The following is a 14,188-nucleotide window of genomic DNA, read 5'->3' as shown; positions in this document are numbered from 1 at the left end:
CCCACCGTTCACCGCGATGGTGGTGCACCCGTGTGTCTGGGCGATCCCCTCCGAGGGAGGGCCGGGGTTTGGGGCGGAGTCGCAAGTCCATCCCGCCTTCGGGGCGCGGTCGGCGGGCCTCGGGCTGCCGCTGGACATCGCCCGGGACACGCGGATCGCTCAGCTGAACCCGGACCGGTCGGGATCTACGCCCGGCTGAAGGAGATGGGGCATCGTCTGGACCACTTCGAGGAGGAGATCAAGGTTCGGGTGCCCTCGCCGCAGGAGACGAAGGTTCTCCAGCTCGCGGCGTGGTCTTCGTTGGCGCGAAGGGCGCTCCGCTGGCCTGGTCGGCGCCGGGCACGCAACGGGCCTTACGGCTGAATTGCGAAAGGCCCGGGCTGGGGATTCATTCCCGGGCCTGGGCCTTTTTCTGTGGAGCGGGTGACGAGAATCGAGCTCGCGCTCTGAGCTTGGGAAGCCCGAGGCCGTTCCTCGATGTCTTGGTAGGTGACCTGCGCCTGTGCTCCGTACGATCCGCAGGCTTCGGCGCCTCCGATGCACCGCCGATGCCCGTGAGCGACCGCCCGTGCAGGCACGGAGCCCATCCGCTCACTACGGCAGCAGTGTCAGCGCAGGGACATGCCGTGGCGTGACGGCCCGGAAGTGGCGGTGGTCGAGAGTGGCGACGCTGGTTGCCTTGCACTGTTCGGCCAGTGCGATCACGGATGCATCGGTGATGCCCAGCGGAAAACCTCGATACTGACGCATCAGCTCGGACATCCGGGCCAGATCCTCCTGGTCCATCTCGACCTGTGCCAGATCGCCGCCTGCCACGGCCTCAACGAGGTTGATCTCGGCGTCGGGGCCGACGTACTTGGCCACGAGGTAGCATGCCTCGGTGAGGACGTACGGGGTGATCAACAGTTCGCCGTCGTGCGACTCCAGCAGCTCGGCGCAGCGCTGATGGTCGGGGTCGTTGCGGTTGAGGAGGGCGACCAGCGGGCCTGTGTCAACGATCAGCATCGTCCCCGCCGAACTCGTCGCGGATGATCTCCTTGGCTCGCGCTCCCAGGTCGGTGGCTGGACCATCGAAGGACTTCAAGATCTGGAACCGGCTGGCAGGGGGTGTCTTCACCAGGCGAAGTGCATGGCGCCGCAGCTCCTCGACCTGTTCGGGCTCGAGGTGCTCGATGATCTCGTAGAGGTCGCTGTAGTCGTGGGCGGCGGTCATCGCACGGCTCTCCCTGTCGGACGACTGCTGGTGCCACGATAGCGCCAAGCTGTGTCCGTCCGGCGCTGGTTGCTGGCCGCAGCGGAGGAGGCAGCCGGTATGGCAGCGGATCCAGCGCCTCCGCCCCCTCCTAGCGACGCAGAGGGAAATTCGTTCGGTCGCTGCCACACGAAACGATCCGGAAAACAGAAAGGCCCGGGCTGGGGATTCATTCCCTGGCCTGGGCCTTTTCTTCTGGAGCGGGTGACGAGAATCGAACTCGCGCTCTGAGCTTGGGAAGCTCATGTTCTACCATTAAACTACACCCGCCTGAGCCGCCATCAGGTGGTGGCTCATTGCTCCGTCACTGTACCCCATCACCGGTGGTAAGTGCACGGTTGTCGGGGCGGTGCGGGGGTGGGGGGTGCGGGCGTACTGTGGGGGCCGCGAATCCCTGGGGCTGCTGTGGGCGGCGCGTCTCTGTGTTGTGTGTCCGATACGTCCCCTAATGTGACGCTGCTGTGAGGCACGGCGGGCCGAGGGGTCCGCAGTGGGCTCGTCCGATGGGGAAGGGGATCGATGGAGCAGCGCACCGTCGTCCGTTGTGCCGAAGGGCACCTGTTCAGCACCAGTACGTTCCCGATGCAGAACCTCGGTCCCGGGCGGTTGGGCCCGGGGCGGTTGATCCGGTGTCCGCAGTGCGGGCGGTTGCGCAGTTCGGTGCCGGCCGATGTGGGGGCGTTGTCGGGCAGCCAGTTGGCGCGGGCGATGCGGTTGGAGGCGCCGGAGTTCCTGGCCTGAGGCCGGGGTGAAGGACTGAGGAGTCGCGGGCGGGTCCCGGCCGGATTGGGCCGGGGCCCGCTGCTGCACGTAACCTCGATGCGTGCTGCTCTCAGACAAGGACATCAGGGCCGAGATCGACAAGGGCCGCGTGGTCATCGACCCGTACGACCCGGCGATGGTCCAGCCGTCCAGCATCGACGTCCGGCTGGACCGCTTCTTCCGGGTCTTCGAGAACCACCGCTACCCGCACATCGACCCCTCCGTGGAGCAGCCGGACCTGACCCGGCTGGTCGAGCCGGAGGGGGATGACGCGTTCATCCTGCATCCGGGTGAGTTTGTGCTGGCGTCCACGTACGAGGTGGTCACGCTGCCGGACGACATCGCCTCCCGGCTGGAGGGGAAGTCGAGCCTGGGGCGGCTGGGGCTGCTGACGCACTCGACGGCAGGGTTCATCGACCCGGGGTTCAGCGGGCACGTCACGCTGGAGCTGTCCAATGTGGCGACGCTGCCGATCAAGCTCTACCCGGGGATGAAGATCGGCCAGCTGTGCATGTTCCGGCTGACCTCGCCGGCCGAGCACGCGTACGGGTCGGAGCGCTATGGGTCGCGGTACCAGGGGCAGCGGGGGCCGACGCCGTCGCGCTCGTACCTGAACTTCCACCGCACGCCGCTCTGAGTCCGGCGGGGCGGGCGGCCGGACGGGGGTCGGCCGCCGCCCGGCGGGTCACTTCCTGGCGTGCTCGTTGAGGCAGAGCACAGAGGTGTCGCTGCCCCGCCGCTGGACGAGGGCGGTGTCCGAGAGGTTGTTGCAGGCGCCGGTCTCGACCGTGTTCTTCACGACCCGGACCACGGTGTAGTCGGCGGTGGATTCGGCGCACGGCACCAGGGACACCTCGGGATCGGCTTGGCCTCCGGTGATATGGACGCAGTCGCCGACCGCCGCGTGGACGGGTTCGTCGGCGAGGGCGTAGCGGACGCCGAACCACGCCGCGGTCGCCACCACCACGGTGGCGACCGCGACGAGGGGCTTCCTGCCCCGGCGGCGGCGGTTGCGGGGGGTGTCGTCGGCCGATGCGGCCGGCGGCGTCGGAGTGGTCATGGAAACACGTCCTTGCACGTGGTGCCGGGTCTGGGAATTCCGGCACGCTACCGACTCGCACACGCTCTGTGTAAGACCTGTGTACGGATATGCAGGATTCGGTTGTGAAGTCGTGATCTCTGTGAAGGCGCCGGGCGTCAGCGCCGCTTCGGCGTGGTGACCGCCGTCAGCTCGCTGCCGTCCTCGGAGAGCCGCAGTTCGGTGCTGAGGGCGGCGAGTTCGCCGAGGTGGTGCAGATGGGTGCCGCCGCAGAAGATGGCGGCGGTACCGGCGGGCAGGTCGCAGGCCCAGCGGCGGCGGGCGGTGAGTTCCGGGCCGGGGACCTCGATGCGTACGGCGGCGTCGGCCTCGATCCAGGCGGCGAGCTGCTCATTGACCGACTGGGTGAGGGCGGGCAGCGCCTCGGCGAGGGCGGGGAGCCCGTCGGTGGCGTCGGCGGTGAAGCCCTTCTTCCGCAGTGACTTGCCGAGGCGGTAGACGTCGGTGCTGGCGGCGGTGTCCATCCGCGAGGAGGACATCGCGAGGCTGTCGAAGTCCGGGTGGCCGAAGGCGTCGCTGCGGCCGGGGTCCTTGCGCCAGCGGGGTGCCAGGGCGGCGTTGAGGGCCAGGGCCAGCAGATGGCAGCCGGTGTGGGCGGCGGAGAGCGCGGCGCGGCGTTCCGCGTCGACGCGCAGCTCGGCCTCCGCCCCGAGCAGGTCGCCCAGGGTGCCGCCGTCCGGCAGCGGCTGCGACTCCACCACATGCAGCACCAGCCAGGCCCAGCCGTCCTCGCCGCGCCGTACCGGGATGTCGGCGCCCACCGCGAGGGCGTCCGCATCCGGTCCCACGGCGCCGGTCAGGCAGTCCACCACGGGCAGCTCGGCGCCGGCCACGGTGAGCGTGCCGGTGTCGGCGGGCTGGTCGGGCCAGGTGTGGTCGAGCGGGTGGAACGGCGTGGCCTCGGTGGCGATGCCGTACCGGCCGTCGCCCAGGTCGTGGACGGCGACGACCGCCGAGCGGCCCTGCACCGAGCCGGCCGGGAAGCTGACCTGGGTGGAGGCGGTGGGGAGGGGCATGCGGGTTCTCCGGAGGGGTGGTGGAGGTGTTGCTGAGGGGGTGCGGGCCTGGTGGGCCGCCGTCCATCCTCCCGCATCGGCCGTCCGGTCGCGGAGCGGGTCAGCTCAGGGTGGGCAGCTTGATCAGGATCAGCAGGGCGATCAACTGGAGGGCGGCGGCGCCGGCGGCCTTGCCCCAGGGCAGGTCGTGGACGCGGCGGACCATGGTGGTCATCAGTCCGGCGCAGAGCAGCCAGCTGGCCCAGCCCAGCACCTGGACGAAGGCGCCGTCGGCGGGCAGGAAGAGGGCGAAGAGCAGCCGGGGCGCGTCGGTGGTCCAGGCGACCAGCACGGAGAGGCCCACGGTGGGCTGCCACTGGCCGTCGCCGCCCAGTTGGCGGGCGAGGGCGTGGGTGACAGCGCCGAGGGTGGCACCGGCCAGGGTGAAGCCGATGGCGGCGGCGACGAGCGCCGTGAGCGCCACGCCGAAGGTGGAGCCCAGGATCTCGCTACGGGTGTCGCCGAAGCCCAGGACCGCGAGCAGGCCGTAGACCAGCGAGACGGTGAGGGCGGGCAGCCACACCTGGTGGTCGCGCATCCGGTCGAAGGTGCGCGAGGGGTTGAGGTACATCCCGGTGAGCAGTTCCCGCCAGTGCAGCCGAGGCCCGGCGGCGTGCGGGCCGACCTGGCCGCCGGCCCGGTAGACGGTGACATGGTCCTCGCCAGGCTCGCCGTAGGGGGCGGGGACGGTGAAGGCGCGGGTGTGGCCGGGGTGGTCGTCGTACGGGAGGTGCGCGGCGTCCGGGCCGTACGGGTCGGCGGGGGCGGGGCCCTGCCGGGGGTCGCCGAAGTACTCGGGCTCGCCGGTCGGGTGGCCGGTGTACGGGCCGGGGTGGCCGCCGCGCGGGTCCTGCCCGGGCGGCTGTGCGCCCCGGTAGCTGCCGAAGGCGCCTGCGGGCGGGGCGGCCGGTGCGCCCCCGTACTGCTGCGGGGCGGGGCCCCAGCCGTGCTGGGGGGTGCCGCCGCGACCGTTGTCGTATCCGTTGCCAGCCACGCATCGACGGTACCCGGTGACGCGGTGGAGCCTACGGGGGAGCGGGGCGGGACCGGCCATTGCAGCGCATTTGTGACACATGTCGGCGGAGGAGCAGCGGGGAACAGAAGGAGCGGCGGAGGAACAGAAAGGAGACGGCCGGTGCCGGGGGATTCCCGGGACCGGCCGTCTCCTTGCGGGTACGGGGTGGCTGTCAGGACTCGGGGGAGTCCTCGGCGGGCTTCTCGGCTGCCTTGGCGGCGGGCTCGGCGGGCTTGGCGGCCTCGGCGTCAGGCTTGGCGGTCGGAGGCGCGTCGGCGGGCTTGGCGGTCGGAGGCGCGGGCTTGGTGCCGTCCGCGCCCACCAGCGCCGGGGCCGGGGCCGGGGTCGGCGTCGGCGTCGGCTCGGGCTCCGGAGCGGGCTCCGGCTCGGGCAGCGCCTTCACCGAGTCCAGCAGCAGCTGGGCGACGTCGACCACCCGCAGGTGCTCCTTGGCCGCGCCCTCGTTCTTCCTGCCGTTGACCGAGTCGGAGAGCATCACCAGGCAGAACGGGCAGGCGGTGGAGACGATGTCCGGGTCGAGGGAGAGCGCCTCGTCCACGCGCTCGGTGTTGATCCGCTTGCCGATGCGCTCCTCCATCCACATCCGCGCCCCGCCGGCGCCGCAGCAGAAGCCCCGCTCCTTGTGGCGGTGCATCTCCTCGTTGCGCAGGCCGGGCACCTTGCCGATGATCTCGCGGGGCGGTGTGTAGACCTTGTTGTGGCGGCCCAGGTAGCAGGGGTCGTGGTAGGTGATCAGGCCCTCGACCGGGTTGACCGGGACGAGCCTGCCCTCGTCGATGAGGTGCTGGAGCAGCTGGGTGTGGTGGATGACCTCGAAGTGGCCGCCCAGCTGCGGGTACTCATTGGCGATGGTGTTGAAGCAGTGTGGGCAGGTGGCCACGATCCGCTTGGTCGGGGCGTCCTCCAGCGCGGTGTTCAGGGTCTCGACGTTCTGCGCGCCGAGCATCTGGAAGAGGAACTCGTTGCCCAGGCGGCGGGCGGAGTCACCGGTGCAGGACTCCTCCTTGCCGAGGATCGCGAACGATACGCCGGCGGTGTGCAGCAGCTCCGCGAACGCCTTGGTGGTCTTCTTGGCGCGGTCCTCCAGGGCACCGGCGCAGCCCACCCAGTACAGGTACTCGACCTCGGCCGGGTCGATGTCCTCGCCGATGACGGGGACCTCGATGCCGGTCTCCTTCTTCAGCTCCTTCACCCAGGCCAGGCGGGCCTTGGTGGCCATGCCCCAGGGGTTGCCCTTGTTCTCCAGGTTCTTCAGCATCGTCCCGGCCTCGGTCGGGAACGAGGACTCGATCATCACCTGGTAGCGGCGCATGTCGACGATGTGGTCGATGTGCTCGATGTCCACCGGGCACTGCTCCACACAGGCGCCGCAGGTGGTGCAGGACCACAGCACATCCGGGTCGATGACGCCGCCGAGACCGCCCGGGCCGTCCTCGGCGGTGCCGACCAGCGGGCGCTCGGCCTCGGCGAGGGCGGCGGCGGGGACGTTGGCCAGCTGCTCGGCGGTGGCCTGCTCCACGCCCTCCATGTCCTTGCCGCCACCGGCCAGCAGATAGGGGGCCTTGGCGTAGGCGTGCTCCCGCAGGTTCATGATCAGCAGCTTGGGGGAGAGCGGCTTGCCGGTGTTCCAGGCGGGGCACTGCGACTGGCAGCGCCCGCACTCGGTGCAGGTGGAGAAGTCGAGGATGCCCTTCCAGGAGAAGTGCTCCACCTGGGAGACGCCGAAGATCGCGTCGTCGGCGGGGTCCTCGAAGTCGATCGGCTTGCCGCCGCTGGTCATCGGGCGCAGCTCGCCGAGGGCGACGTCGCCGTCCTCCTCGCGCTTGAAGTAGATGTTGAAGAACGCCAGGAAGCGGTGCCAGGCCACCCCCATCGAGGGGTTGACGCCGATGGTGATCGCCCATGCGAAGGAGATGCAGATCTTCAGCATGGCGACCAGGTAGACCAGGTTGGCCAGCGTGCCGTGGGAGAGGCCGCCGAAGGCCCGCACCAGCGGGTAGCTGATCAGATAGGACGCCTGGTAGGAGCCCACCCCGGCGAGCGCGCCCTCCAGACCGCGCAGGACCATGATGCAGAGGCCGATGCCGAGGATGGTGTACTCGACGTAGAAGGCCTGCCAGGCGATGGAGCCAGCGAAGCGGGACTTGCGGCCGGCCCGGGAGGGCAGGCTCAGCAGCCGGATCGCCATCAGCACCAGGATGCCGAGGGTGGTGAGGGTGCCGATCAGCTCGGTGAAGACCTCGAACGGTGCCCAGTGGCCGATCACGGGCAGGACCCATGCGGCGTCGAAGAGCTGTCCGAAGGCGTTCACCAGGGTGAGCACCAGGGAGAAGAAGCCGACGGCCACAAACCAGTGCGCGACGCCGACGACGCCCCACCGGTTCATCCGGGTGTGGCCGAGGAACTCCTTGACCACGGTCTTGGTGCGCTGCGCCGGGTTGCCGGTACGGGTGTCGTCGGGCTGTCCGACCGTGACGACCTTGTAGATGTACGCGGCCGCGCGGGCGGCGAGCGCGATGCCGATCACGCTGGTGACCAGCGAGATGACGATCGCTGCGAGCTGCATCGGCTGCTCCGTCTCCTCCGGCGGTGGGGGTGGGTGGTGCGGGCGTGTACGGGAAAAGAGGGCTCCCCGCCCTCGGAGTGTACCCATGAGTAACTTAGAGGACGGGGTTGGGTCGGACACTACTGTGCGCCGCGACTCGTTCAGAAGATCCAGTGGCTATGGCCGCTGTCACTAAGGCAACACTCACTCGCGTGCCGCAATCGCGCCACTCGCTCCCCCCTCCGGCAGAAAAGTTGAGCCGGACCGGCTCACGTCTGTTGACACCTGTCGACGGGTGAGGCACGCTTGAGTCTGTTCAGCTCAACTTCCGGTGGAGGTATTAAGCGATGGCTCGCGCGGTCGGCATCGACCTCGGTACGACGAACTCCGTCGTCAGCGTCCTCGAAGGCGGTGAGCCCACCGTCATCACCAACGCCGAGGGCGCCCGGACCACGCCGTCCGTCGTCGCCTTCGCCAAGAACGGCGAGGTGCTGGTCGGCGAGGTCGCCAAGCGCCAGGCGGTCACCAACGTGGACCGCACCATTCGGTCGGTCAAGCGTCACATGGGCACCGGCTGGAAGGTGAACATCGACGGCAAGGACTTCAACCCCCAGCAGATCAGCGCCTTCATCCTGCAGAAGCTCAAGCGGGATGCCGAGGCGTACCTGGGCGAGAAGGTCACCGACGCCGTCATCACCGTCCCGGCGTACTTCAACGACTCCGAGCGGCAGGCCACCAAGGAGGCCGGTGAGATCGCGGGCCTCAACGTCCTGCGCATCGTCAACGAGCCGACCGCCGCCGCCCTCGCCTACGGCCTGGAGAAGGACGACCAGACCATCCTGGTCTTCGACCTCGGCGGTGGCACCTTCGACGTGTCGCTGCTGGAGATCGGCGACGGCGTGGTCGAGGTCAAGGCCACCAACGGTGACAACCAGCTCGGCGGCGACGACTGGGACCAGCGCGTCGTCGACCACCTGGTGAAGGCGTTCCAGGCCGGCCACGGCGTGGACCTCTCCAAGGACAAGATGGCGCTCCAGCGCCTGCGCGAGGCGGCCGAGAAGGCCAAGATCGAGCTCTCCTCGTCCACCGAGACCTCGATCAACCTGCCCTACATCACGGCCTCCGCCGAGGGCCCGCTGCACCTGGACGAGAAGCTCACCCGGGCCCAGTTCCAGCAGCTGACCGCCGACCTGATCGAGCGCTGCAAGACCCCGTTCCACAACGTGATCAAGGACGCCGGCATCCAGCTCGGCGAGATCGACCACGTGGTGCTGGTCGGCGGCTCCACCCGGATGCCGGCCGTCGCCGACCTGGTCCGCCAGCTGACCGGCGGCCAGGACCCCAACAAGGGCGTCAACCCGGACGAGGTCGTCGCCGTCGGCGCCGCGCTCCAGGCCGGTGTCCTCAAGGGCGAGGTCAAGGACGTCCTGCTGCTGGACGTCACCCCGCTGTCCCTGGGCATCGAGACCAAGGGCGGCATCATGACCAAGCTGATCGAGCGCAACACCACGATCCCGACCAAGCGGTCCGAGATCTTCACCACGGCCGAGGACAACCAGCCGTCGGTGCAGATCCAGGTCTACCAGGGCGAGCGCGAGATCGCGGCGTACAACAAGAAGCTCGGCATGTTCGAGCTGACCGGCCTGCCCCCGGCGCCCCGTGGCGTCCCGCAGATCGAGGTCACCTTCGACATCGACGCCAACGGCATCATGCACGTGGCGGCGAAGGACCTCGGCACCGGCAAGGAGCAGAAGATGACCGTCACCGGCGGCTCCGCGCTGCCCAAGGACGACATCGAGCGCATGATGCGCGAGGCCGAGCAGTACGCGGACGAGGACCACAAGCGCCGCGAGGCCGCCGAGGTCCGCAACCAGGCCGAGCAGCTGGTCTACACCACCGAGAAGTTCCTCAAGGACAACGAGGATAAGGTGCCGGCCGACGTCAAGTCCGAGGTCGAGAGCGCCGTCACCGACCTCAAGGAGACGCTGAAGGGCGAGGACACCGCAGCGATCCGCGAGGCCACCGAGAAGGTCTCCACCACCGCGCAGAAGCTCGGCCAGGCGCTCTACGCCAACGCCGGTGCGGACGCCGCGGCCGGTGCGGCGGGCGCCGCCGGGGCCGGCGAGGCCAGGGCCGAGGACGATGTGGTGGACGCCGAGATCGTCGACGACGAGAGGCGTGAGGGGGGTGCGGCGTGACCACGGAGGACACGCAGGGCTTCGGATCGGAGCCCGGCGACGCCTCCGAGGCAGCCAAGGCAGCCGGCGCCGCTGAGAAGGCGGCGCCGGAGGCCCCCGCCGCAGAGGCCGACGCCGGAGCAGAGCAGGGCAAGGGCAGCGGTACGGCCGCCGAGCTGGCCTCGGCCCGCCGGCAGCTGACCGAGCGGACCGCCGACCTCCAGCGGTTGCAGGCCGAGTACCAGAACTACCGCAAGCGGGTCGAGCGGGACCGGATGACGGTGCGCGAGATCGCCGTCTCCAATGTCCTGGAGAGCCTGATCCCGGTACTGGACGACATCGGCCGGGCCCGCGAGCACGGCGAGCTGGTGGGCGGCTTCAAGCAGGTCGCCGAGTCGCTGGAGACCGTGGTCGCCAAGCTGGGGTTGCAGCAGTTCGGCAAGGAGGGTGAGTCCTTCGACCCGACCGTGCACGAGGCGCTGATGCACAGCTACTCGTCGGACGTCACCGAGACGACCTGTGTGCAGATCCTCCAGCCGGGGTACCGCATCGGCGAGCGGATCATCCGCCCGGCGATGGTGGCCGTGGCGGAGCCGCAGCCGGGTACGCAGTCCACCGCCGCCCCCGACGCGGAGGACGCCAAGGGCGACGGTGCCGAGGAGAGCTGACGATGCGTGCGCTGCGGAGCCGTACACCGGGACGCCCGGTGTGCGGTTCCGCAGCGACGTGACGACTGAGAGCACCGCCGGGAGGAGGAGTTTCCGTTGAGCACCAAGGACTACGTGGAGAAGGACTACTACAAGGTCCTCGGCGTGCCCAAGGACGCCTCCACGGCAGAGATCAAGAAGGCGTACCGAAAGCTGGCGCGGGAGTTCCACCCCGACGCCAACAAGGGCGACGCCAAGGCCGAGGAGCGCTTCAAGGAGATCTCCGAAGCCAATGACGTGCTGTCCGACCCGGCACGGCGCAAGGAGTACGACGAGGCGCGCAGCCTCTTCGCCGGCGGGTTCCGCGGCGGCGCCGGCGGGGCGGGCGGGGCCGGTTTCGGCTTTGACCTGGGCGACCTCTTCAACGGTCCGCAGGGCGGTGGTTCGGGCTCCGGCTCCGGTGGCTTCGGCGGCGGGATCGGCGATGTCTTCGGGGGCCTCTTCAACCGTGGCGGCCGGCAGGCGCCGCGCCGTGGCGCCGATGTGGAGTCCGAGGTCACCCTGGACTTCGACGAGGCCGTCGACGGTGTCACCGTGCCGATCCGGATGACCAGCCAGGCGCCCTGCAAGCCGTGCTCCGGCACCGGCGCCCGGGCCGGGACCACGCCCAGGGTCTGCCCGACCTGTGTCGGGTCCGGCCATGTCAGCCGGGGCCAGGGCGCGTTCGCGCTCTCCGACCCGTGCCGCGACTGCAAGGGGCGCGGGCTGATCGTGGACGACCCCTGCGAGGTCTGCCACGGCAGCGGTCGGGCCACCTCGGCCCGGACCATGCAGGTCCGCATCCCCGCCGGGGTGCAGGACGGGCAGCGGATCCGGCTCAAGGGCAAGGGCGCCCAGGGCGAGCGCGGCGGCCAGCCCGGTGACCTCTACATCACCGTCAATGTCCACCCCCACCCGGTCTTCGGGCGCAAGGGCGACAATCTGACGGTGACCGTGCCGGTCACCTTCCCCGAAGCGGCGCTGGGCGGCACCATCGAGGTACCGACGCTCGGCGGCCCGCCCGTCAAGCTGAAGCTTCCCGCCGGGACCGCCAACGGGCGGACCCTGCGGGCCCGTGGCAAGGGCGCCACCCGCAAGGACGGCACCCGCGGCGACCTGCTGGTCACCGTGGAGGTCGTGGTGCCGCACCAGTTGGACGCCGAGGCCCTGGCGGCGCTTGAGCAGTACCGCGAGGCCACCGCCTCGGACGACCCGCGTGCCGCGCTCTTCAAGGCGGCGGAGGGAGCGTGACCTGATGGACCCGAGAGGCACCGGCGGCATCGGCCCGGGCGTGGGCGACGGCCTCCCCGGCGGCCCCCGCCCGTCCCGCAGCGCGGGCACCGGCGGACCGGGCGGCCCTGCGGCCAAGATCCCCTTTGGGCTCACCGAGGACACCCCGGTCTATGTCATCTCGGTCGCCGCCCAGCTCTCCGGGCTGCACCCGCAGACCCTGCGGCAGTACGACCGGCTCGGCCTGGTCTCCCCCGACCGTACGGCCGGGCGCGGTCGCCGCTACTCGGCACGCGACATCGAGCAGCTGCGCGAGGTGCAGCGCCTCTCCCAGGAGGAGGGCATCAACCTCGCCGGCATCAAGCGGATCATCGAGCTGGAGAACCAGGTCACGGCGCTCCAGGCGCGGGTCGCCGAGCTCCTTGACGCGGTCGAGGGCGCGGCGGCGGCGATCCAGCAGCGCGAGGCCGCCGTGCACGCCTCCTACCGCCGCGACCTGGTGCCCTACCAGCAGGTGCAGCAGTCCAGCGCGCTGGTGGTCTGGCGGCCCAAGCCCAAGCGTTCGGGCCAGTAGCAGCCGACCCGTCCCGGGAGGCCGCCGCTCACGTCTCATCCTGAGCGGCGGTCTCCCGTTGTCCTGTTGTGGATGTGATTCGTTCATCCGAGGCGAAGTGACCATATGATCTGCCCAAGCGGAAGGCGATCTCTTGCCGTAGGCCCCATGAGGACAAGGAGCGCCGCATGAGTTCATCGGACGAGTCCGGCCTGCGCGCCCATCAGGTGGGGAGCCTCTCCTCGGATGCGGAGAAGCTGTATCTCCGAGCCCTCCAGTCGGAGGGCCGCCTGGTGAGCAGCCACTGCGCCGAGGACCCCGACTCGCCTGAGGGCCGGGCTCTGCGGGAACTCCAGGCGATGGGCCTGCTGGTACCGGACACCGAGCAGCAGGGCGTCCTGGTGGCGGTCGACCCCCGGCAGCTCGCGGTCAGTCTGAGCGCGTCCTGGCAGCGGGAGGCACTGGACCTGCTGTCCCGGTCGGTCGCACTGCCCGATGAGCTCCACCAGCTCAGCGAGGCATACGAGGCGATCAGCCGGCACTCGCAGAGCGGCGGTGCGATCGAGTACGTCCGTGGAACGGTGGAGATCAACCAGCGTCTGCTCCTCCTCAGCCGGGACAGCTCCCGGGAGGTCCTGACCGCGCAGCCGGGCGGCGGGCGCAGACAGCGCACGATGGCGGCCGCCCGCGACCGGGACTCGGAAGTGCTACGCAGAGGGGTGTCCAGGCGCACCATCTACCAGCCGAGCGCTCGCTACTCGGCGCCGACGCGCCAGTATGCCGACTCCATGACCAGGGCGGGCGGAGAGGTGAGGACTCTCAACGAGCCCTTCCTCCGACTCATGATCTTCGACCAGCGGGTCGGAGTGATTCCGGTGACCGGCGGGGCACCCAATGACGCGGCGGCCTTCATCGAGGATGAGGCGGTCGTCGGATACCTGGTCAACGTCTTCGAGAGCCTCTGGGAGCGCGCCATCCCGTTCCTTGGAACGGTGCAGGTGCCTCCCCAAGTGGTGTCCGGCCTGCGGCAGCAGATCCTTCGGTTCATGGCGCAGGGGGTCGGGCATCGCGTCATCGCCCGCCGTCTGGGTCTCAGCGAGCGCACACTCGCGCGCCACATCGCCGAGATGCGCGAAGAGTACGGCGTGGAGACGCTTTTCCAACTTGGCTGGAAAGCGGCGCAGAGCAACTGGCGAATAACCGAGGACGGTCCGGACGATTCCCTCTGAGCAGGGGACCGCCTGAGCAGAGGCCGTGCCTCACTCCCAGAAGGTGTCCTTGCCGTTGGGCTTGAAGATGACGGCGGCGCTGTCGGCGGACGGGGCGGCGGCCGTTGCCTGGGAGCCCCGGGCGCTCGCCGACGCGGTGCCGACGACAAACGGGACAGCGCCGACGAGGAAGACGGTGCCGGCGAGCAGTGCGGAAACGGTGGCCTTACGCATCGTGTGCACGGACCCCACTCCTTCTAACGCAGCCTTTGCTGGCTGGGTGGTTGGTTCAGACACGCCATGGGCGATCTTGTCTCAGGATGGCTCACGACGTGCATGGCTGTCACTGCGTGAGCCTGATAAGCCGTCACGGATTGTACTATTTTTGTGTCGCCCGTGGCCAGATCAAGACGGGATGGCGCGAGGAACGGACGTACTCGATGAGGGGACCCCGGTCGACCGGTCACGATATGTGCCGTCGGCGGGGGCGAGGAACCCCTCCGGGTCGGTGGCCGTCGACCCGCACGTCTTCGACGGCCGGGTCGCGGTGCTTCGAGCGGGACTGGATGGTGGAGCTGCCACTGC

The 14,188-nt window shown here is 69.8% G+C and carries 14 protein-coding genes, 1 tRNA gene and 1 pseudogene; 8 read left to right on the top strand and 8 right to left on the bottom strand.

The genetic code is table 11. The annotated features are described in order from the left end of the window. Positions 1-124: 124 nt before the first annotated feature. Positions 125-291 (top strand): annotated as a pseudogene (locus C7M71_RS31775) (GntR family transcriptional regulator); the annotation flags it as partial. 303 nt (positions 292-594) lie between these two features. Here C7M71_RS31775 and C7M71_RS14445 read toward each other — a convergent pair. The 3 genes from C7M71_RS14445 to C7M71_RS14435 form a co-directional block, all read right to left on the bottom strand. Next, positions 595-1,005, bottom strand: coding sequence for a type II toxin-antitoxin system VapC family toxin (locus C7M71_RS14445; RefSeq protein WP_111489827.1), 411 nt, complete (start codon positions 1,003-1,005; stop codon positions 595-597). Beyond that, positions 992-1,213, bottom strand: coding sequence for a hypothetical protein (locus C7M71_RS14440; RefSeq protein ID WP_111489828.1), 222 nt, complete (start codon positions 1,211-1,213; stop codon positions 992-994). Before C7M71_RS14440 ends, C7M71_RS14445 begins: the two co-directional genes overlap by 14 nt. A 235-nt stretch (positions 1,214-1,448) precedes the next feature. Then, positions 1,449-1,522 (bottom strand) — tRNA-Gly (locus C7M71_RS14435). A 249-nt stretch (positions 1,523-1,771) separates the two neighbouring features. Between C7M71_RS14435 and C7M71_RS14430 the strand changes: the two genes are divergently transcribed. Beyond that, positions 1,772-1,993 carry a hypothetical protein gene (locus C7M71_RS14430; protein WP_111489829.1) on the top strand — a complete coding sequence of 74 codons (222 nt, stop codon included), beginning with the start codon at positions 1,772-1,774 and terminating at the stop codon, positions 1,991-1,993. 82 nt (positions 1,994-2,075) lie between these two features. After that, positions 2,076-2,651, top strand: a complete 576-nt coding sequence (gene dcd / locus C7M71_RS14425) for a dCTP deaminase (protein ID WP_111489830.1) — start codon at positions 2,076-2,078, stop codon at positions 2,649-2,651. 48 nt (positions 2,652-2,699) lie between these two features. On the opposite strand, the gene C7M71_RS14420 is transcribed toward dcd, so the two are convergent. From C7M71_RS14420 to C7M71_RS14405, 4 genes are all read right to left on the bottom strand, one after another. After that, positions 2,700-3,074, bottom strand: a complete 375-nt coding sequence (locus C7M71_RS14420) for an LppU/SCO3897 family protein (RefSeq protein WP_111489831.1) — start codon at positions 3,072-3,074, stop codon at positions 2,700-2,702. A gap of 137 nt (positions 3,075-3,211) precedes the next feature. Further along, positions 3,212-4,129 carry an alanyl-tRNA editing protein gene (locus C7M71_RS14415; RefSeq protein ID WP_111489832.1) on the bottom strand — a complete coding sequence of 306 codons (918 nt, stop codon included), beginning with the start codon at positions 4,127-4,129 and terminating at the stop codon, positions 3,212-3,214. Positions 4,130-4,229: 100 nt separating this feature from the next. Continuing rightward, positions 4,230-5,162, bottom strand: coding sequence for a Yip1 family protein (locus tag C7M71_RS14410; RefSeq protein ID WP_229758722.1), 933 nt, complete (start codon positions 5,160-5,162; stop codon positions 4,230-4,232). A 193-nt stretch (positions 5,163-5,355) separates the two neighbouring features. Next, on the bottom strand, positions 5,356-7,770 hold the full coding sequence (locus C7M71_RS14405; protein WP_229758721.1) for a (Fe-S)-binding protein: 2,415 nt from the start codon (positions 7,768-7,770) through the stop codon (positions 5,356-5,358). A 326-nt stretch (positions 7,771-8,096) separates the two neighbouring features. On the opposite strand from C7M71_RS14405, the gene dnaK reads away from it, so the two are divergent. The 5 genes from dnaK (at position 8,097) to C7M71_RS14380 (ending at position 13,624) form a co-directional block, all read left to right on the top strand. Further along, entirely contained in the window at positions 8,097-9,947 is a 1,851-nt protein-coding gene (dnaK, locus tag C7M71_RS14400; protein WP_111489834.1) for a molecular chaperone DnaK, read from the top strand. After that, positions 9,944-10,594 carry a nucleotide exchange factor GrpE gene (gene grpE, locus C7M71_RS14395; RefSeq protein ID WP_111489835.1) on the top strand — a complete coding sequence of 217 codons (651 nt, stop codon included), beginning with the start codon at positions 9,944-9,946 and terminating at the stop codon, positions 10,592-10,594. Before dnaK ends, grpE begins: the two co-directional genes overlap by 4 nt. A 96-nt stretch (positions 10,595-10,690) precedes the next feature. Then, positions 10,691-11,863, top strand: a complete 1,173-nt coding sequence (dnaJ, locus tag C7M71_RS14390; protein ID WP_111489836.1) for a molecular chaperone DnaJ — start codon at positions 10,691-10,693, stop codon at positions 11,861-11,863. Between the two features lie 4 nt (positions 11,864-11,867). Next, the gene (locus tag C7M71_RS14385; protein WP_229758720.1) at positions 11,868-12,416 is read left to right on the top strand and encodes a heat shock protein transcriptional repressor HspR; all 549 of its coding nucleotides are present in this window, start codon (positions 11,868-11,870) and stop codon (positions 12,414-12,416) included. 167 nt (positions 12,417-12,583) lie between these two features. Continuing rightward, on the top strand, positions 12,584-13,624 hold the full coding sequence (locus C7M71_RS14380) for a helix-turn-helix domain-containing protein (protein ID WP_111489837.1): 1,041 nt from the start codon (positions 12,584-12,586) through the stop codon (positions 13,622-13,624). A gap of 30 nt (positions 13,625-13,654) precedes the next feature. On the opposite strand, the gene C7M71_RS14375 is transcribed toward C7M71_RS14380, so the two are convergent. Then, on the bottom strand, positions 13,655-13,846 hold the full coding sequence (locus C7M71_RS14375; RefSeq protein ID WP_111489838.1) for a hypothetical protein: 192 nt from the start codon (positions 13,844-13,846) through the stop codon (positions 13,655-13,657). Between the last annotated feature and the right edge of the window lie 342 nt (positions 13,847-14,188).

Source organism: Peterkaempfera bronchialis (genome assembly GCF_003258605.2).
GTDB lineage: Bacteria > Actinomycetota > Actinomycetes > Streptomycetales > Streptomycetaceae > Peterkaempfera > Peterkaempfera bronchialis.
The sequence above is the reverse complement of the archived record's forward strand: the minus strand, read 5'-3'. Positions and strand labels throughout refer to the sequence as shown.